Source organism: Immundisolibacter cernigliae (genome assembly GCF_001697225.1).
GTDB classification, from domain to species: domain Bacteria; phylum Pseudomonadota; class Gammaproteobacteria; order Immundisolibacterales; family Immundisolibacteraceae; genus Immundisolibacter; species Immundisolibacter cernigliae.
The window spans coordinates 650,260-667,475 of the sequence record NZ_CP014671.1 but is presented as its reverse complement, the minus strand read 5'-3'; the positions used below and the strand labels follow the sequence as shown (position 1 = coordinate 667,475).

At 70.4% G+C, this 17,216-nt stretch carries 21 protein-coding genes and 1 pseudogene; 18 read left to right on the top strand and 4 right to left on the bottom strand.

Annotated features, from left to right (window positions below; genetic code table 11):
• Nucleotides 1-7: 7 nt before the first annotated feature.
• The 14 genes from ccoO (at nucleotide 8) to PG2T_RS03115 (ending at nucleotide 10,254) form a co-directional block, all read left to right on the top strand.
• Nucleotides 8-622, top strand: coding sequence for a cytochrome-c oxidase, cbb3-type subunit II (gene ccoO, locus PG2T_RS03175; protein WP_068802795.1), 615 nt, complete (start codon nucleotides 8-10; stop codon nucleotides 620-622).
• Nucleotides 619-783 (top strand): hypothetical protein, encoded by a 165-nt coding sequence (locus tag PG2T_RS15970; RefSeq protein ID WP_202816405.1) that lies wholly within the window; start codon nucleotides 619-621, stop codon nucleotides 781-783. The genes ccoO and PG2T_RS15970 overlap by 4 nt, the downstream gene beginning before the upstream one ends.
• On the top strand, nucleotides 780-1,673 hold the full coding sequence (gene ccoP, locus PG2T_RS03170) for a cytochrome-c oxidase, cbb3-type subunit III (protein ID WP_068802794.1): 894 nt from the start codon (nucleotides 780-782) through the stop codon (nucleotides 1,671-1,673). Before PG2T_RS15970 ends, ccoP begins: the two co-directional genes overlap by 4 nt.
• Nucleotides 1,660-1,965: a hypothetical protein gene (locus tag PG2T_RS03165; RefSeq protein WP_202816404.1), complete on the top strand. Its 306-nt coding sequence runs from the start codon at nucleotides 1,660-1,662 to the stop codon at nucleotides 1,963-1,965. Before ccoP ends, PG2T_RS03165 begins: the two co-directional genes overlap by 14 nt.
• Nucleotides 1,958-3,337: a cytochrome c oxidase accessory protein CcoG gene (ccoG, locus tag PG2T_RS03160; protein ID WP_068802793.1), complete on the top strand. Its 1,380-nt coding sequence runs from the start codon at nucleotides 1,958-1,960 to the stop codon at nucleotides 3,335-3,337. Before PG2T_RS03165 ends, ccoG begins: the two co-directional genes overlap by 8 nt.
• Nucleotides 3,330-3,602 carry a FixH family protein gene (locus PG2T_RS16785; protein WP_068802792.1) on the top strand — a complete coding sequence of 91 codons (273 nt, stop codon included), beginning with the start codon at nucleotides 3,330-3,332 and terminating at the stop codon, nucleotides 3,600-3,602. Before ccoG ends, PG2T_RS16785 begins: the two co-directional genes overlap by 8 nt.
• The gene (locus PG2T_RS16780) at nucleotides 3,593-3,835 is read left to right on the top strand and encodes a FixH family protein (protein WP_068802791.1); all 243 of its coding nucleotides are present in this window, start codon (nucleotides 3,593-3,595) and stop codon (nucleotides 3,833-3,835) included. Before PG2T_RS16785 ends, PG2T_RS16780 begins: the two co-directional genes overlap by 10 nt.
• A complete protein-coding gene (locus PG2T_RS03145; RefSeq protein ID WP_068802790.1) occupies nucleotides 3,832-6,270 on the top strand; it encodes a heavy metal translocating P-type ATPase in 2,439 nt (812 codons plus the stop codon). Before PG2T_RS16780 ends, PG2T_RS03145 begins: the two co-directional genes overlap by 4 nt.
• Before the next feature lie 9 nt (nucleotides 6,271-6,279).
• Nucleotides 6,280-6,468, top strand: coding sequence for a cbb3-type cytochrome oxidase assembly protein CcoS (gene ccoS / locus PG2T_RS03140; protein WP_068802789.1), 189 nt, complete (start codon nucleotides 6,280-6,282; stop codon nucleotides 6,466-6,468).
• A complete protein-coding gene (locus PG2T_RS03135; RefSeq protein ID WP_068802788.1) occupies nucleotides 6,449-7,183 on the top strand; it encodes a sulfite exporter TauE/SafE family protein in 735 nt (244 codons plus the stop codon). The genes ccoS and PG2T_RS03135 overlap by 20 nt, the downstream gene beginning before the upstream one ends.
• 74 nt (nucleotides 7,184-7,257) lie before the next feature.
• The gene (locus PG2T_RS03130; RefSeq protein WP_068802787.1) at nucleotides 7,258-8,028 is read left to right on the top strand and encodes a TIGR01458 family HAD-type hydrolase; all 771 of its coding nucleotides are present in this window, start codon (nucleotides 7,258-7,260) and stop codon (nucleotides 8,026-8,028) included.
• A gap of 213 nt (nucleotides 8,029-8,241) precedes the next feature.
• Nucleotides 8,242-8,589: an STAS domain-containing protein gene (locus PG2T_RS03125; protein WP_068802786.1), complete on the top strand. Its 348-nt coding sequence runs from the start codon at nucleotides 8,242-8,244 to the stop codon at nucleotides 8,587-8,589.
• Between the two features lie 20 nt (nucleotides 8,590-8,609).
• Nucleotides 8,610-9,053 carry an ATP-binding protein gene (locus PG2T_RS03120; protein WP_068802785.1) on the top strand — a complete coding sequence of 148 codons (444 nt, stop codon included), beginning with the start codon at nucleotides 8,610-8,612 and terminating at the stop codon, nucleotides 9,051-9,053.
• 7 nt (nucleotides 9,054-9,060) lie between these two features.
• The gene (locus PG2T_RS03115; RefSeq protein WP_068802784.1) at nucleotides 9,061-10,254 is read left to right on the top strand and encodes a PP2C family protein-serine/threonine phosphatase; all 1,194 of its coding nucleotides are present in this window, start codon (nucleotides 9,061-9,063) and stop codon (nucleotides 10,252-10,254) included.
• Between the two features lie 45 nt (nucleotides 10,255-10,299).
• Here the strand turns inward: PG2T_RS03115 and PG2T_RS16875 are convergent.
• The 3 genes and pseudogenes from PG2T_RS16875 to PG2T_RS03105 form a co-directional block, all read right to left on the bottom strand.
• Nucleotides 10,300-10,458 (bottom strand): annotated as a pseudogene (locus PG2T_RS16875) (IS5/IS1182 family transposase); the annotation flags it as partial.
• A 261-nt stretch (nucleotides 10,459-10,719) separates the two neighbouring features.
• Nucleotides 10,720-12,162, bottom strand: coding sequence for a phospholipase D-like domain-containing protein (locus PG2T_RS03110; RefSeq protein ID WP_068802783.1), 1,443 nt, complete (start codon nucleotides 12,160-12,162; stop codon nucleotides 10,720-10,722).
• Nucleotides 12,163-12,173: 11 nt separating this feature from the next.
• Complete coding sequence (locus tag PG2T_RS03105) at nucleotides 12,174-13,283, bottom strand: S-(hydroxymethyl)glutathione dehydrogenase/class III alcohol dehydrogenase (RefSeq protein ID WP_068802782.1); 1,110 nt, start codon at nucleotides 13,281-13,283, stop codon at nucleotides 12,174-12,176.
• Nucleotides 13,284-13,436: 153 nt separating this feature from the next.
• On the opposite strand from PG2T_RS03105, the gene PG2T_RS03100 reads away from it, so the two are divergent.
• Nucleotides 13,437-14,021 carry a Uma2 family endonuclease gene (locus PG2T_RS03100; RefSeq protein WP_068802781.1) on the top strand — a complete coding sequence of 195 codons (585 nt, stop codon included), beginning with the start codon at nucleotides 13,437-13,439 and terminating at the stop codon, nucleotides 14,019-14,021.
• 80 nt (nucleotides 14,022-14,101) lie between these two features.
• On the opposite strand, the gene PG2T_RS03095 is transcribed toward PG2T_RS03100, so the two are convergent.
• Nucleotides 14,102-14,650: a hemerythrin domain-containing protein gene (locus PG2T_RS03095; protein WP_068802780.1), complete on the bottom strand. Its 549-nt coding sequence runs from the start codon at nucleotides 14,648-14,650 to the stop codon at nucleotides 14,102-14,104.
• Nucleotides 14,651-14,808: 158 nt separating this feature from the next.
• On the opposite strand from PG2T_RS03095, the gene PG2T_RS03090 reads away from it, so the two are divergent.
• From PG2T_RS03090 to PG2T_RS03080, 3 genes are read left to right on the top strand one after another with little or no spacing between them, the layout of a single operon-like run.
• Nucleotides 14,809-15,924, top strand: coding sequence for a 4Fe-4S dicluster domain-containing protein (locus tag PG2T_RS03090; protein WP_068807647.1), 1,116 nt, complete (start codon nucleotides 14,809-14,811; stop codon nucleotides 15,922-15,924).
• A complete protein-coding gene (locus PG2T_RS03085; protein WP_068802779.1) occupies nucleotides 15,921-16,388 on the top strand; it encodes a cyclic nucleotide-binding domain-containing protein in 468 nt (155 codons plus the stop codon). The genes PG2T_RS03090 and PG2T_RS03085 overlap by 4 nt, the downstream gene beginning before the upstream one ends.
• Nucleotides 16,385-17,215: an FAD/NAD(P)-binding protein gene (locus PG2T_RS03080; RefSeq protein ID WP_068802778.1), complete on the top strand. Its 831-nt coding sequence runs from the start codon at nucleotides 16,385-16,387 to the stop codon at nucleotides 17,213-17,215. The genes PG2T_RS03085 and PG2T_RS03080 overlap by 4 nt, the downstream gene beginning before the upstream one ends.
• Nucleotide 17,216: the final 1 nt, after the last annotated feature.

Sequence of the window (17,216 nt, the reverse complement as noted above, 5' to 3'; positions counted from 1 at the left end):
GCCACCGATGAACCACGAAGTCGTCGAAAAGAACGTCGGCCTGCTGGCGGTGCTGATCGCCGTCGTCATCAGCATCGGCGGGCTGGTGCAGATCGTGCCGCTGATGTTCAGCGCCAAGGTCACGCAGCCGATCCAGGGCGTCACGCCCTACCCGCCGCTGGCCCTGGCCGGGCGCGACGTGTACGTGCGCGAGGGCTGCTACCTGTGCCACACGCAGATGATCCGGCCGTTTCGGGCCGAGACCGAGCGCTACGGCCACTATTCGGTGGCCGGCGAGTTCGTCTACGACCGCCCGTTCCAGTGGGGCAGCAAGCGCACCGGGCCGGATCTGGCGCGGGTCGGCGGCCGCTACAGCGACGACTGGCACCGCGTACACCTGCTGAACCCGCGCGACGTGGTGCCCGAGTCGAACATGCCGGCCTTTGCCTGGCTGGAAAAGAAAGCTGTGGACGGCGCCGCCGTGCAGCGCCACATGCGGGCGCTCAAACGCCTGGGCGATCCCTACACCGACGCCGACGTCCAGGGCGCGCCGGCTGCCGTCGCCGGCAAGACCGAACTCGACGCCCTGATCGTCTACCTGCAGGGCCTGGGCAAGGCGCTGCCACCCGGAGCAGGCCGATGAGTGCCGCTGTGGCCTGGGGCCTGTTCACGGGACTGGTGCTGGTGCTGTTCGTCGCCGGCGCGCTGTGGCTGTATACCCGGCCGCGCGATGCCTTCGACGCCATGGCGCGCCTGCCACTGCAGGATGACGACAAACCGCTGCGCAAGGAGGATTTGCGATGAGCAGCGCCTGGAGCTGGTATGTCACCGTGCTGTCGCTGGCCAACATCCTGGCCTGCGTGTGGCTGATCCGCTGGACGGCGAAAAAACGCCCTGGCGAGGCCGCCGCCTCCGACACCACCGGTCACGAGTGGGACGGCCTGAAGGAATACAACAACCCCATGCCGCGCTGGTGGCTGGGTCTGTTCTACATCACCATCGTGTTCGCGCTGGGCTATCTGCTGCTCTACCCGGGCCTTGGCAACTTCAAGGGCCTGCTCGGCTGGACCCAGGTCGGTGCCTACGAGGCCGAAGTCGAGGCGGTCGAGCGCGACGTGGCGCCGCTGTTTGCCAAATATGCCGCCCTGCCCATTCCCGAATTGGCCAAGGACCCGGCCGCCATGGCCACCGGCCGGCGCTTGTTCGTCACCAACTGCGCGGTCTGCCACGGCGCCGACGGCCACGGCAGCCGCGGCTTTCCGAACCTGGCCGACACCATCTGGCACTGGGGCGGCGCGCCCGAGCAGATCGAGCAGACCATCACGCAGGGCCGCACCGGGATGATGATGGCCTGGGGTGCGGCGCTGGGCGAGGACGGGGTGAAGGCCGTCGCCACCTATGTGCGCAGCCTCGGCGGTCACGCGGGCGACCCGGCACAGGTCGCGGCCGGCCAGGAGAAATACCAGACCTTCTGCATCGCCTGCCATGGGCCCGCGGGCAAGGGCAATCCCATGCTCGGCGCGCCGGATCTGACGGACGATTACTGGCTGTACGGCGGCAGCGAGCAGATCATCCAGACCAGCATCCGCGACGGTCGCCAGGGCGTGATGCCGGCCCAGAAAGACCTGCTCGGCGCCGAGCGCATCCACGTACTGGCGGCCTACGTCTATGGCCTGTCGCATGAACAGCCCTGACCAGAACTTCGTCGTCGACGCCGAGCACCTGCGCCCGCACGGCTGGCTGCACCGGCTGGGCGCCGTGCTGTGGCCGTCGTTCCTGACCGCGGCGATCGCCACCGCGGCATTTTTCGCCAATGTCGATCCGGAGGGCCTGCGCCTGGCGAGCTTTCCGGACTGGCAGATCAGCCGCGAAGTCGGCTACACGGTCGGCTTTTTCATGTTCTGGGCGGTGACGGCCCTGTCGAGCCTCATCACCGTGGTGCTGCTCGAACCGCCCAAACAGAAGGTCAAATCGCCGCATGCCTGAACCCGCCGCCGCGGATGCGTTCTACGCCTCCCGCCCCAAGGCCTACCCGCGCGAGATCGGCGGTCGCTTCCAGCGTCTGCGAAAACTCGCCGTGCTGGTCCTGCTGGGGCTGTTCTATGGCATACCGTGGCTGTCCTGGGACGGCCGCCAGGCGGTGCTGTTCGACCTGCCGGCACGCCAGTTCCACGTCTTCGGTCTGCTGTTCCTGCCGCAGGATTTCTTTTTCCTGACCCTGCTGCTGATCTGCGCCGCGCTGACGCTGTTCTTTTTTACTGCCATGGCCGGCCGCCTGTGGTGCGGCTACGCCTGCCCGCAGACCGTGTGGACGGAGACCTTCCTGTGGATGGAGCGCTGGGTGGAGGGCGACCGCGCCCGGCGCATGAAGCTCGACAAGGGTCCGTGGACGACCGAGAAGGTCCTGCGCAAGACCGCCAAGCAGACGCTGTGGATCGCCTTTTCCCTGTTCACCGGCTTTACCTTCGTCAGCTTCTTCACCCCGCGCACCGAGCTGTGGCAGGAACTGACCCAGCTCAACCTGGGCGGCTGGGAGCTGTTCTGGGGCCTGTTCTACGGCTTCGCCACCTACGGCAACGCCGGCTTCCTGCGCGAGAACGTGTGCATCTACATGTGTCCCTACGCGCGCTTCCAGAGCGCCATGTTCGACAAGGACACGCTGATCATCACCTACGACGAGAGGCGCGGCGAGCCACGCGGCGGCCGGCCGCGTGGCGTCGATCCGCGCCAGCGCGGCCTGGGCGACTGCGTGGACTGCACGCTGTGCGTGCAGGTCTGCCCGACCGGCATCGACATCCGCGATGGCCTGCAATACGAATGCATCGGCTGCGCCGCCTGCATCGACGCCTGCGATTCGGTCATGGACCGCGTCGGCTACCCGCGCGGCCTGATCCGCTATGCGACCGAAGCGGCCATCGAGGGCGGCAAGACGCACGTGCTGCGTCCGCGCATCGTCATCTACGGGCTGCTGCTGACTGCGCTGCTGGTGGGTCTTGGCACTGCCGTGGCGCTACGCACGCCGCTGAACGTGGACCTGATCGCCGACCGCGGCCGGCTGTACCGGGAGGTCGGCGACGACCAGATCGAGAACGTCTACACGCTCAAGGTGGTCAACAAATCCGCCAACAGCGAGCGCTACCGGGCGACCGTCACCGGCCTGCCGGGGGTGGTGATCGAGACCGACCCGCCCGAATTCGAACTGCCGCCCGGCGGCGTGGCCGGGGTGCCGACCCGCATCCGCGTGCCCGAGGACGCCATCCACCGGCGGGCAAGCACGCTCACCCTGACGGTGACCGGTGCCAGCGGCGTATCGGCCCAGCACGAGGTGCGCTTCCTGGGGCCGGTGGACGATGACTGAGCGCGCGGTGGCCGGCGCGACCGAGCCGACACCCTGGTACCGCAACCGCTGGTTCTGGCTGGTGGCGACGCCGCCCGTCGCGGCCGTCATCGGTGGCCTGCTGACGGTGGTGATTGCCGTGCGCAATGCGGATTCGCTGGTGGTCGATGATTACGCCCGCATCGGCCGCGCCTTCGACCTCGACCAGTCACGCGACCGGCGGGCCGGCGCGCTGGGTATTACGGCCACGCTGCGGGTCGATGCCCCAGCGGTACGGTGCAACTGAGCATCCGCGGCGTACCGGCGCAGGCCGTCGAACTGAGGCTCATTCACCCGACCGATGCCACCGGCGACCGGCAAATCCGCCTCACTCCCGGAGCCGATGACCGCTACACCGGCAATCTGGGCCGGCTCGATGCGATCCGCCATCACGTGGAAATCGCGTCGCCGGATCAGGGCTGGCGCCTGCGCGGCGAGCTGCCGGCAAGCGCCGGCGAGCTGCAACTGGCGCCGCGGTGAGCCTCGCCTGCTTTCACTGCAGCGAGCCGGTGCCGCCGGGCCTGGATTTGACCGTCACCGTCGATGGCGCGCCGCGACCGGTGTGCTGCCCTGGCTGCCGGGCCGTGGCGCAGCTGATCCTGAGCAGCGGCCATGCCGACTACTACCGCTTTCGCACCGCCCCGGCGCTGCGCCCCGCCGAGCCCGCTGCTGCCGACGCATGGACCGCCTTCGACCGCCCGCAGGCGCAGGCCGCCTTCGTGCATCAGGTCTCGGCCGAGCACGCCGAGGCCGGCTTCGTGGTCGAAGGCCTGCGCTGCGCCGCCTGCGCCTGGCTGATCGAAAGCCAGCTCACGCGCCTGCCGGGCCTCATCGAAGTGCGCGTGAGTCCCGCCACCGGCCGCGTGCAGCTCGCCTGGCGCCCGGCCGAGGTCAAATTGTCCGAACTGCTGGGGACGCTGGCCGCACTCGGCTACCGGCCGCACCCCATCGCCGCCGACGCCCGCGCCGCCGCGACGCGCGAGCGCCACAGCGCGCTCAAGCGGCTGGTGGTGGCCGGCCTTGGCATGATGCAGGTGTCGAGCTTCGCGTTTGCGTTTTACCTGGCCGGCGACACGCTGGAGCCGGCCATGCGCGACTTCCTGCGCCTGATCAGCATGCTGGTGGCGCTGCCGGTGCTGCTGTATGCCGGCACGCCGTTCTTTCTGGGCGCCTGGCGCGGCCTGCGCCACGGCCGGCCGGGCATGGACCTGCCGGTGGCGATTGCGCTCACCCTGGCCGGCGGCGCCAGCGTGTGGATCACCCTGACGGGCGGCGCCGAGGTGTACTTCGACTCGGTGGTCATGTTCGTGTTCTTCCTGTCGGTGAGCCGCTGGTTCGAGGCCGACGCCCGCGGCCGCGTGCGCAGCGTCGGCGAGGCACTGGCGGCCATGCTGCCGGCCAGCGTGCTGCGCCTGGGCGCCGATGGCCCCACGCGGGTGGCGGTGAGCGAGCTGACGGCAGGCGACCGGGTGCTGGTCGGCAGCGGCGAGGTGATCCCGGCCGACGGGGTGCTGCTCGACGGCGCCACGCAGGTCGATGAGGCACTGCTGACCGGCGAGGCCGAGCCGCGGCGGCGCACGACCGGCGAGGCGCTGATCGGCGGCAGCGTCAACCTCGGCCCGCCGGTGACGCTGGAACTGCAGCGCGTCGGCGCTGCCACGCAGGTGTCGCAGATCGCCCGCCTGCTGCAGCGCGCACAGGCCGACCGGCCGCCGCTGGCGCTGCTCGCCGACCGCCTGGCGAGCGGCTTCATCGGGCTGGTTTTGCTGGCGGCTGCGGCGACCGGCCTGTACTGGTGGCAGGTCGAACCGACCCGCTGGCTGGCCAACACGCTGGCGGTACTGGTGGTGTCCTGCCCCTGCGCGCTGGCGCTGGCCACGCCCACGGCCTTCGCCGCCGCCGCCGCCGGCCTGGCGCGGCGCGGCTTGCTGGTCACCCGCGGCGCGGCGCTCGAAAACCTGACGCGCGTGCGCAGCGTGCTGCTCGACAAGACCGGCACACTCACCGCCGGCCGGCCGCAAATCGCCGCCAGCCGCAGCCTGGACGGCACGCCGATCGAGCAGCACCTGGCCGTCGCCGCGGCGCTGGAAGTCGGTTCGAGCCATCCCTACGCGCGCGCCTTTCTGCCCCACGCCGGCGGGCTCACCGCCGCGCAGGTGGAGCCGGTGACGGCCGGCGGCGTGCGTGGCCAGGTGGACGGCCAGAGCTGGTGCCTGGGCACGCCCGAGCTTGCCGGCGGCTCGGAACAGGCGGCCGCCGTCGCCGCGGTGGAACGCGAGCACGGCGCCGGCAGTTGGGTGGGCCTGGGCGATGGCCAGCGGCTGGTGGCGCTGTTCCTGCTCAGCGATCCGCTGCGCACCGACGCGGCCGACACACTGGCTGCGCTCGCCCGGCGCGGGCTGGCGCCGGCCATTTCGAGCGGCGATGCCGCGCCCGCCGTGGCGGCCGTGGCCGGGCGCCTTGGCGTGCGCGACTGGCAGGCGCGCCAGACGCCGCAGCAGAAACTGGCCGCCATCCGCGCCCGCCAGCAGCGCGGCGAGGTGGTGCTGATGGTCGGCGACGGTGTCAACGACGCGCCGATACTGGCCGGCGCGGACGTGTCGGTGGCGCTGGCCAGCGGCGCCGCGCTGGCGCACTCGCAAGCCGATCTGCTGCTGCTGGGCGAGCGTCTGGCACCACTGCTGGACGGCATCGACACCGCCCGGCGCACGCTGGCCGTGGTGCGCCAGAACCTCGCCTGGGCGGCGGTCTACAACCTGCTCGCCATCCCGCTGGCGGCCGCCGGCCTGGTGCCGCCCTGGCTGGCGGCGCTGGGCATGTCCGCAAGTTCGGCGCTGGTGGTCGGCAACAGCCTGCGCCTGCTGCGCTTACCGCGCGCAAACACACTCGCACAGGCCGAGCCCCGGCTCGCCTAGCCGCGCCCGATGGAAAGCCTGTTCTTCCTGGTCCCGGTCACCCTGCTGCTGGTGGGCATCGCCGTGGCGGTGTTCTTCTGGGCCATGCGCAGCGGCCAGTTCGATGACCTCGACAGCCCGGCGTGGCGCATCCTGCACGACGACGAGACGCAGCCACCCCGATCCGAGCCACCGAACGATGATCAGCCCCGGCCCTGAACTCGGTTTCGCCGCGGCGCTGCTGGCGGGCCTGGCCGGCAGCGGCCATTGCCTGGCCATGTGCGGCGGCATCAGCGCCGCGCTGGCCGGCGCCGGCCGCGGACCGGCGCCGCTGACTGCCCTGCTGCTGAGCACCGGCCGAGTGCTGAGCTACGGCTTGGCCGGCGCGCTGGCCGGCGGCGGCGGCGCGCTGCTCGGCCGGGGCCTGGACCTGCTGCGGCTGGGGCTGGCCCTGCGGATCGTGTTCGGCGCGCTGCTGGTGGCGGTGGGCCTGACGCTCGCCCTGCGCTGGCGCGGCCTGCTGCGGATCGAAGCCCTGGGTGCCCGGCTGTGGACGCGCCTGACGCCGGCCCTCGGCGGCCTGCTGCCGCCGCGCGGACCGCTGGCGGCGCTGACGGTCGGCGCGCTGTGGGGCTGGCTGCCGTGCGGCCTGGTGTACAGCATGCTGGCCCTGGCGCTGGCCAGCGGCAGCCCCGACAACGGCGCCCTGGTCATGGCCGGCTTCGGCCTTGGCACGTTGCCGGCGATCCTGCTGGCCGGCGGTACCGCAGCCGGGCTGCTGCGCCACCTGCGCGGCAGCCGTGGGCGGCGCCTGAGCGGCGCCCTGCTGGTGGGCTTCGGCCTGTGGACGGTGCTCGGCGCCTTGCCCCATGTCGGCCATGTCCATCCGGATGGGCCGCCGCCGGCGCCACACACGACCGGTCACCACCACTAGAATCGAGCCGGGAAGAAGGAGGCCGCAGCGGGCGGAACCCGCGCCGCCAGCCCGGCTGGCCGGAGGCCTGCGTGATGAAGCTGCATACCGTACTGCTGGACCTGGGCGGCGTGTTCTACGAGGGCACGCGCCTGCTGCCCGGCGCGCAGGATGCCCTGGCCCGGCTGCGCGCCAGCGGCTTGGCGCTGCGTTTCGTCACCAACACCACGCGTCAGAGTCGCGCCGCGCTGCTGCTGGAACTGGCGCGCCTGGGCCTGGATGTGGCCACCGACGAGCTGCTGACTCCGGCCAGCGCTGCGCGCACGGTGCTGCTCGAACGCGGCCTGCGCCCGCTGCTGCTGATCCATCCCGGCCTTGCCCCGGACTTCGCCGGGATCGAAGTGGACCAACCGAACGCCGTGGTGGTGGGCGATGCCGGCGATCATTTCAGCTATGCCGGCCTCAATCAGGCGTTTCGACTGCTGCAGGCCGGCGCGCCGCTGCTGGCGCTGGGTCGCAACCGCTATTTCAAGGAAGCGGACGGACTGTCGCTGGACGCCGGGCCCTTCGTCGCGGCACTGGAATATGCGGCCGGGGTCAGCGCGGAACTGCTGGGCAAGCCGGCACCGGCCCTGTTCGCAGCGGCGCTGCGCCCGCTCGCTTGCACCCCGGCACAGGCAGTCATGATCGGCGATGACGTGGAGGCCGACGTCAACGGCGCGCTCGCCGCCGGCCTTGGCGGCATCCTGGTGCGCACCGGCAAGTACCGGCCGGGGGACGAAATGCGTCTGGCCACCGGTGGCCGGCTGGCCGACGACATCGGCGCCGCGGTCGATAGCTTGTGCCTGGACCAGGGGACGCGCTGAATCAAACCATCGGGGATTTCCCGACGACCGCCGCTGCGGGAAACGCCGGCGCCACGCTCCGATCTTCCGACCCGCACGCAAGGACGCCGTTCGCGCCGCCACGAGCCAACCGCAAGCCCGAGGCCGGTCTTGCCATCGCAGTGTCGTGAGCCCGCACGTACACTGCTAGACTGAACCGAGCGCCACTTGCGGTGCAGCAGCGGAGGATCACGTATGAAAATGGCTGTCGCCGATCGAAGCGATGACCTTGTCCAGATAAGCCTGGTCGGGCGCATGGATGCCCTTGGGGTCGAGGATATTGCGATGCCCTTCACGGCCGCGACCGCCACGCGCAAAGCCCCGGTTGTAGTCGACCTGTCACAGGTCGACTTTTTGGCTTCGGTCGGTTTGCGACTGTTTTTCGCCAACGCGCGCACCCTGCAGCGGCGGGGCGGCAGAATGGTGCTGGCAGCGCCCCGGGAGGATGTGCGCGCCGTACTGGATGCGACCGGTGTGGAGCAGATCATCAACGTTTTTGCCACCCTCGATGAGGCCTGTGCGGCCTTGCTGAACGACAGCTGACCCGACTCGGGACGCGTCGCGTGTCACAGTCGCCCGAGCTGCCGCCGCAACCGCCCGGCGCCGAGCGCTGCGTGTTGAACGGCGATTACTCGGCGCTTGCGAATCTGTCCGCCTGGTGCGCACGTGTGGCGGACACCTATCAACTGACCCCGCGCAGCGCCCACGCGCTGGATCTGTGCCTGTGCGAGCTGGTGACCAACATCATCGATTACGCCTACCCGGCGGCCGGGCCGGCATCGATCGTGGTGGATGCCGCGCCTGCTGCCGACACGGTAGAGATCACCCTGTGGGACGCGGGGCCGGAGTTCAATCCCCTGGAACAGGCCGCGCCGCTGGCCCTCACCGAGCTTTCCGAGGTGCGCATCGGCGGCCTGGGCATCGACCTCGTTCGCAAGTTCACGCGCCAGCTCAGTTACGCGCGCGTCGGCGCCTGGAACCGACTGCGCTTCAGCCCGGCCGGCTAGGCGCGACATGATCCCTCCCAGCGGCGAGACGCTGCCAAGCACGCAGCGCGTGCTGGTGGTGGACGACAACCCGCTCAATTGCGATCTGCTTGCGCGCCGCCTGCGACGCATGGGCCTGGAGCGGGTGGACTGCGTCGACAACGGCGAGGCAGCCCTCGAGCACCTGCGCGCGCACGCCTACGACCTGGTGCTGCTGGACCTGATGATGCCGGTGCTCGACGGCTACGGCGTGCTCACCACCCTGCGCGCCGAAGGTCAGCTGCCCGAACTGCCGGTGCTCATGGTATCGGCGGCGGATGAAATGGCCGGCGTGATTCGCTGTATCGAACTGGGGGCGCAGGACTACCTGACCAAACCCATCAATGCCCCGCTGCTGGAAGCCCGTGTGCGGGCGACCCTGGAGCGCAAGCAGCTACGCGACCTGATGGCGGCACAGCTGGAGCGCACGCAGCGCGACCTGCTGGCCGCCCGCCGTCTGCAGCTGTCGATGGTGCCGCCCGACCAACCGGAACCGGGCCCGCATGGCCCGCTGTGCGTGGCGGCCCGGCTCAAGCCGGCGCGGGAAATCGGCGGCGACCTGATCGACCACTTCCCGCTGAGTGACGGTCATTACCTGCTGGCGCTTGGCGACGTGTCCGGCAAGGGCGCGGAAGCGGCCCTGTGCATGGCCCGCACCGTCAGCCTGTTGCGTGCAACCGCCCGCCAACACTGGCGTGCCGGCCAGGATCCCGCACAGGCCGTGGCCGCGATCCTGGCCGAAACCAACGAGGCATTGGCCGAGGCCAACGACAGCGCGCAGTTCGTCACCCTGTTCCTGGGCATTGCGGACCTGCACGCCGACCGCCTGAGCTACGCCTGCGCCGGGCATCCGGCCCCGTACCTGTGCACGCCCGGTTCGGTCCAGGCGCTTGGTGTCTCGCCCAGCCTGCCGCTGGGCGTGATGCCGGGCTACGGAATTCGGGTGGAAACCGTTGACGTGCCACCGCAAGCCCGCCTGCTGGCGTACTCGGACGGGGTCACCGAGGCCTTCGACCGCGCCGGCACGGCCTTTGGCGATACCCGGCTGGCACAGTTGCTGACCGGCTGTACCAGCCAGTTGCCGCAGCACCTGGTGGCATCGGTTGCAGATGGCATACACGCCTTTGCGGCCGGCGCGGAGCAATCGGACGACATCGCCCTGCTGGCCTGGATGCGGCCCTAAGCCAAGTTCAGGGGGTCCGCAAGACTCAGAGGGTGCTTACGAAAGTCAGGCAGTCAGGCGTCTCCGAAGCATACGTGCTTCGGTCAGCCAGAGCCAAGCTTCGGATACGCCGGCGAGGCGGTCACGATGCATCACCAAGCGACGTGCCCGTTCGTTCCAGGCATGAGTCCGCTCGACGACCCAGCGCTTGGCAAGAACCAGAAACCTTGCGCGCCAATCGGCGCTTTGCCGCCATCGCGCCGCCGCTCTATGCCGGCCAGGTCGCTGCCAGCAGGCGGTCGCCGCGCTGGTCGCCGCGGTACCGATCTTGTTACGCCGGGCCGCAATCCGGTGTTCGGTAACGGCCTGGTCGGTGAGCGGCTACGAGTCGATCCGGGACAACGGCACTGCCGGCGACGGGATCGCTGAGGCAGCCGCCGGGCGGCTGGTATCAACCGGCGCCGGTGGCGTACGCCCGGCCCGGCCTCACAAATACGGCGAGAACAGCCAACACAGCGCATCCCGAGTGCGCACGGCAAGGCGGCGCTGGCTGATTTCGGTCAGCGTCACCGGGCGCGAACGCTCCCATGCGGTCGCGAAATGATCCGCCAGCAGGGTGTTCAAGGCCGGGTCGTACAGCTCGACGTTGAGCTCGAAGTTCAGGCGCAGGCTGCGCGGGTCCAGATTCGCCGAACCGAGCTGTGCGTAGTCCTCGTCGATCAGCAGCAGCTTGCTGTGCACGAACGGCGGCGGCTGGTAGCGCACTTCGACGCCGTGCTGCAGCAGCTCCCACAGCATGTTGCGCGTGGCCCAGTGCACGTAGGGCAGGTTGTTCTTGCCCGGCAGCAGCACCGACACCTGCACGCCGCGCAGGGCCGCCGCCTGCAGGGCGCCCAGCAGCTCGCGCGATGGCAGGAAGTAGGGCGTCATGATGCTGATGCGCCGTTGCGCCGCCGACGCGGCCACCAGCAGCACCAGCGCCAGGCGGTCCAGGTCCTCGTTGGGGCCGTCGGTGATCACCCGGCAGGACGCGCTGCCCGGGCTGCTGCCGGCGGGCGCCGGTTCCGGCAGCGCCTGGCCGGTGGCGAAGTGCCAGTCCTCGGCGAACACGGTTTCCATCTGGCCGACCACCGGCCCGCGCAGGCGCAGGTGCAGGTCGATCACCCGGTTGCGGCCGCCGCCGGCCACGCAGTGGTAGTCGGCGATGTTCATGCCGCCGGTGAAGGCGACTTCGCCATCGACCACCAGCACCTTGCGGTGATTGCGCATGTTCACGTGCAGGCTGGGCGGCCACAGGCGCAGCGGCAGGAATTCGGCCACCCGTACGCCGGCTTCCTTGAGCAGCGGCCGTGCCCGCGCCGCCGTGTACCACTGGCCAAGGCCATCGATCAGCACGCACACCGTCACGCCGCGCCGCTGGGCGGCCTTGAGCGCGTCGATCAGGTCGCGCGCCGCGCCGCGGGCGCCGAAGATATAGGTCGACAGGTAGATGTAGCGCTCGGCCGAGCGGATTGCCTCGATCATGGCCGGGTAGGCCTGCTCGCCGTTGTGCAGCAGTTCGGCCGTGTTGCCGGGCAGGCAGGGGCGGTGGCTGATGCGACCGGAGGCGCGGGCAATCGGACCGCCCGGTCCGCCCGCGCCGGCCGGGACATCGGGAGGCGCCGGCTCGGCATCCTCCGCCTGTTCGTAGCCGAACTCCAGCGGCAGCGCAGGGCGCCCGTGCAGTCCCCGGGTGCGGATGCGATTCACGCCGAAGGCCAGGTACAGCAGCGGCCCGCCCAGCGGCAGCAGCAGGGTGACGCCGATCCAGGCCAGCGCCGAGCGCGGCTCGCGTTTGGTCAGCAGGGCGTGCCAGGCGCACAGCAGGCTAAGGCCCGTGTGCAGGCTAAGGACCAGCCAGCCGACCGCCGCCGGCAGTTCGAATGCCATGTCGGGCCGGCCTAGAACAGGATCACGCTGCGGATGCTCTGGCCGGCATGCATCAGCTCGAAGGCGTGGTTGATCTGCTCCAGCGGCAGGGTGTGGGTGACGAACTCGTCCACGTGAATCTGCCCGGCCAGATAGCGGTCCACGTAGCCGGGCAGCTGCGAGCGCCCCTTGACGCCGCCGAATGCGCTGCCGCGCCACACCCGGCCGGTGACCAGCTGGAACGGCCGGGTGCGGATTTCCTCGCCGCCGCCGGCCACGCCGATGATGGTCGACTCGCCCCAGCCCTTGTGGCAGCACTCCAGCGCCGCGCGCATCACCTCCACGTTGCCGATGCACTCGAAGGAATAATCGACGCCGCCGTCGGTCATCTCCACGATCACCTCCTGGACCGGCGCCGCGTGCTCGGCCGGGTTCACGCAGTCGGTGGCGCCCAGCTGCCGCGCCAGCTCGAACTTGGCGGGGTTCAGATCGATGCCGATGATGCGTGCAGCGCCGGCCATCACCGCGCCCTGCACGGCGCTAAGACCGATCGCGCCCAGACCGAACACCGCCACGGTCGATCCGGGCTGCACCTTGGCGGTGTTGAGCACCGCGCCGATGCCGGTGGTGATGCCGCAGCCGAGCAGGCACACCTTGTCCAGTGGCGCGGCGGGGTTGATCCTGGCCACGGCGATTTCTGGCAGCACCGTGTATTCGCTGAAAGTGGAGGTGCCCATGTAATGGAAGACGGTCTTGCCGCGGGCGGTGAAGCGCGACGTGCCGTCCGGCATCAGGCCCCTGCCCTGCGTGGCGCGGATGGCCTGGCACAGGTTGGTCTTGCCCGAGGTGCAGAACTTGCACTGCCCGCACTCGGGCGTGTAGAGCGGAATGACATGATCGCCGGGCTTGAGCGTGGTGACGCCGGGGCCGATGTCCTCGACGATGCCGCCGCCCTCATGCCCCAGGATGGCCGGGAACACGCCCTCCGGGTCGCGGCCGGACAGGGTGTAGGCGTCGGTGTGGCACACACCGGTCGCCACCATGCGCACCAGCACCTCGCCGGCCTTGGGTCCGGCCACTTCGACCTCGTCGATTTCCAGCGGCCGGCCGGCGGCCCAGGCGATGGCGGCGCGTGCTTTCATGAATCGGCTCCCTGCGTGCGTGGCGTGGCTGGCCGGGCATTATGCCAATGTGCCGCGCTTGCCCGGTGCCTGCCGCCCGGCCGGCCGAATGTCCCGATCGGCGGCCTGTGCGGCTGCTACCATGCAGCCGGCCGCGATTCCGGAGACCTGCTCATGGGACTGCCCCTGCGCGATCAACACCTGCATACCTACGGCGAGTACCTGAGCTGGCCGGACGAGCTGCGTTACGAGCTGATCGACGGGCGTGCCTACGCGATGTCACCGGTGTCCATGCGGCAGCACCAGGCGATCGTCGGCGAGCTGTTCAGCCAAATCGCAAATGCTCTGCAGGGCCACCCATGCCAGGCCTACGTCGCCCCCTTCGACGTGCGCCTGCCGCGCGGCAACGAGGCCGACGAGGCCATCGATACCGTGGTGCAGCCGGACATCGCCGTGTTCTGCGACCGCGGCCGGCTGGACGAGCGTGGCGCCCGCGGCGCGCCGGACTGGGTCATCGAGGTGCTGTCGCCGAGTACCGCCAGCCACGACCAGCTGCTAAAGCGCGACCTGTACGAACGCCACGGCGTGGCCGAGTACTGGCTGGTGCACCCGGGCGACCGGCTGGTCACCGTCTACCGCCTGCTGGACGGCGCCTACGGCAAGCCGCACGTGCAGGAGTTCGCCGGCAGTCTGGGGCCGACGATTCCGGGCGGCGTGCAGGTCGACCTCGATCTGTTGGCGGGCGCGCTTGCCGACTGATTCGGGTGGACCTAACCGGGGCGCCGCCGCCGGTGTTTCGGGATGCCGGCTGGCGCCGAAGGTCTGGCCTGGGGCGGCCGCTAATGCGCTGTGCAGATGGCCTCGTAGAGCGCCTGATAACGCGCCGGCGTGGCGGTTCCGTCGAGTGGGTCGCTGACGACGCTGGCGGTACCTGCGGCGATGTCCCAGTCGGCGTCGCGCAGCTGCTGCTCGGCGCGCGGCAGCAGCTCCCGTTCCTCGCGCAGCAAGTGCGCCCGCTGCGCGGCGATGAATTCCCGGCCGGCGTCCACCAGGCGGTCGCGCATCAAGGTCGCATCGTCCATCTGCACCGCCTCGAGCAGGTTATAGAACGCGGCGCTGTCGTGAAACAGGCGCTGGTGCTCGGCGATCTGCGCCTGGCAGGCGTCGGCGGCGCCGGGGTCGCTGGCCGCCAGACGCGCGAACAGCACGTCCTCGACCGGGTGGTGCAGGCGGTTGGGGAACTCGGTGATGTAGGTCATGGCGTCGAGCATCAGGTCGAAGTCGACATCCTCGGCCCGGGCCAGACGATCGATCTGGGCCTCCAGTACGCCCAGCACCTGCGTCAGGCGCCGGTGATCGTCGTGCAGGCGTTGCGCGAGTGGGTGCATGGCAGGTCTCGTGGTCGAGTGGCCGGAAACCCATTTGACACCTTTCGGCAGGCATCATGGAAGAGCAGGCCCGGCGACCGCGCCCGCTTGCGTGAGGTCACGGCTTCCCGGGCCAGGATCGGGTCACAATCGAAGCCATGCAAGAGGCACCACACACCGTGAAGCTGATCGACCTCGCCGGACTGCAGGCGCTGTTCGATGCGCTGACCCGGCGCGGCTACGAGATCGTCGGGCCGGTGCACCGGGACGGCGCCATCGTCTACGACCGCATCGATGCGGTGGCCGAGCTGCCGGCCGGCTGGACCGACCGGCAGGCGCCGGGCAGCTACCGCCTTTCCCGGCGCGATGACGGCGCGGTGTTCGGCTACGCGGTCGGGCCGCACTCGTGGAAGCGCTATCTGTTCCCGCCCAGGCAGACGCTGTTTTCAGTGCAGCGTCTGGACGACGGCGGGCTGAATTTCAAGCCGGAACCGATCGACGCACCGAAACGCGCCTTCATCGGCGTGCGCGCCTGCGAGCTGGCGGCCATCGGCGTGCAGGATCGCGTGTTCGCCGGCGGCGAGCACGTCGATCCGGCCTATGCGGCGCGGCGCGAGGCGGTGCTGCTGGTGGCGGTCAACTGCGCGGTGGCGGCCGACACCTGCTTTTGCAGCTCGATGGACACCGGGCCGGCGGTACGCGGTGGTCACGATCTGGCGCTCACGGAGCTGATCGACGCCGCCGGCCACCGCTTCCTGGTCGAGGCCGGCAGCGAAGTCGGGCGCGAGCTGCTGGCCGGGCTGCCCGGCCGGGCGGCCACTGCGGATGACGTCGCCGCTGCCGGCGCGCAGTCGCAGCGCGTCGCCGCGGGACAAACGCGCCGGATCGATGCCGCCACCGTGCCGGCGCTGCTCATGCGCAATCTGGAGCACCCGCGCTGGGACGAGGTGGCCGAGCGGTGTCTTTCCTGCGCCAACTGCACGCTGGCCTGTCCGACCTGCTTTTGTTCGAGCAACCAGGAAGTCACGGATCTGGCCGGCGCGGCGCATCGGGAGCGGCACTGGGATTCCTGCTTCAACGTCGAGTTCAGCCATCTGGGTCACGGCAGCGTGCGCGGCTCGGTCAAGGCGCGCTACCGGCAGTGGCTCACCCACAAGCTGGCCACCTGGCACGATCAGTTCGGGCAAAGCGGCTGCGTCGGCTGCGGGCGCTGCATCACCTGGTGCCCGGTCGGCATCGACATCACCGAAGAGGTCGCCGCCATCGCCGCCACCGATACGCAGGGCGCGCCATGACATTGCGCGAACGGGTCGAGAGCCAGCGTTTCTGCCAGGGGCTCGGGGAGGCTCAGTGCGGGGAGCTGGCCGCCTGCGCCAGCGAGCGGTGTTTCGCCCAGGGCGAATTCTTGCTGCGCCAGCACGCCCCGGCGGACACGTTCTACCTGGTGCTGGAAGGGCAGGTGCAAATCCGGCTCGCCCTGCCGGGGCAGGGCCTGGTGACGCTGGAAACCATAGGCCCGGACGAGGCGGTCGGCTGGTCGTGGTTCGCGCCGCCTTATCGCTGCCAGTTCGACGCGCTGGCGACCACACCGACGCGAACGCTGGCCTTTGCCGCCGAGCCACTGCGGGCGCTCATGGAGCGCGATCCGACGGTCGGTTACGCCGTGCTCAAGGTGCTGGTGTCGACACTCAGCGAGCGCGTGCAGTCCTGTCGCCTGCAGGTGCTGGACGTGTATGCCCCGCCGGCCGGACAGCGATGAGCGCGCCCGCCGAACCCACGCTGCCGGCGCCGTACCGCATCGTCGCGCGCCGTCAGGACAGCGCCGACGTGTTCACCTGGACGGTCGAGCCGCTCGGTGAGCACGCCCCCACGTTCCTGCCCGGCCAGTTCAACATGCTGTACGCCTACGGCATCGGCGAGGTGCCGGTGTCGATCAGCAGCGCTGCGGCCGGCGAGCCCCTGCTGCATACGATCCGCGCCGTGGGCAGCGTGACGCGGCCGATGGCGGCGTTGCCGGTGGGCACGGTGATCGGTCTGCGCGGTCCTTACGGCACTGCCTGGCCGCTGGCCGAGGCCGAAGGCGGCGATCTGGTGATCGTCGCCGGTGGTCTGGGTCTGGCGCCGCTGCGTCCGGCCATCCTCGGGGCGCTGGCCCGGCGTGCGCAGTTCGGGCGGCTGTGCCTGCTGTACGGCACGCGCAGCCCGGCCGATGTGCTGTTCGCGGATCAACTGGCCGCCTGGCGTGCGCGCGGTGATCTGGAACTGCGCGTCACGGTGGACCGCGCCACGCCCGACTGGACCGACGAGGTCGGTGTGGTGACGCGGCTGATCGCCCGCGCCGGTTTCGATCCGGCGCGCACCACGGCCTTCGTGTGCGGCCCGGAGATCATGATGCGCTTCGCCGGCGAGGCGCTGCTGCGCCGTGGCGTGCCGGCGGCGGCGATTCACCTGTCGCTGGAACGCAACATGAAATGCGCGGTCGGCTACTGCGGCCACTGCCAGCTGGGGCCGCATTTCATCTGCCGTGACGGCCCGGTGCTGGCTTGGCCACGTCTGGCGGGCCTGCTCGACGTGGCCGAGCTGTGAC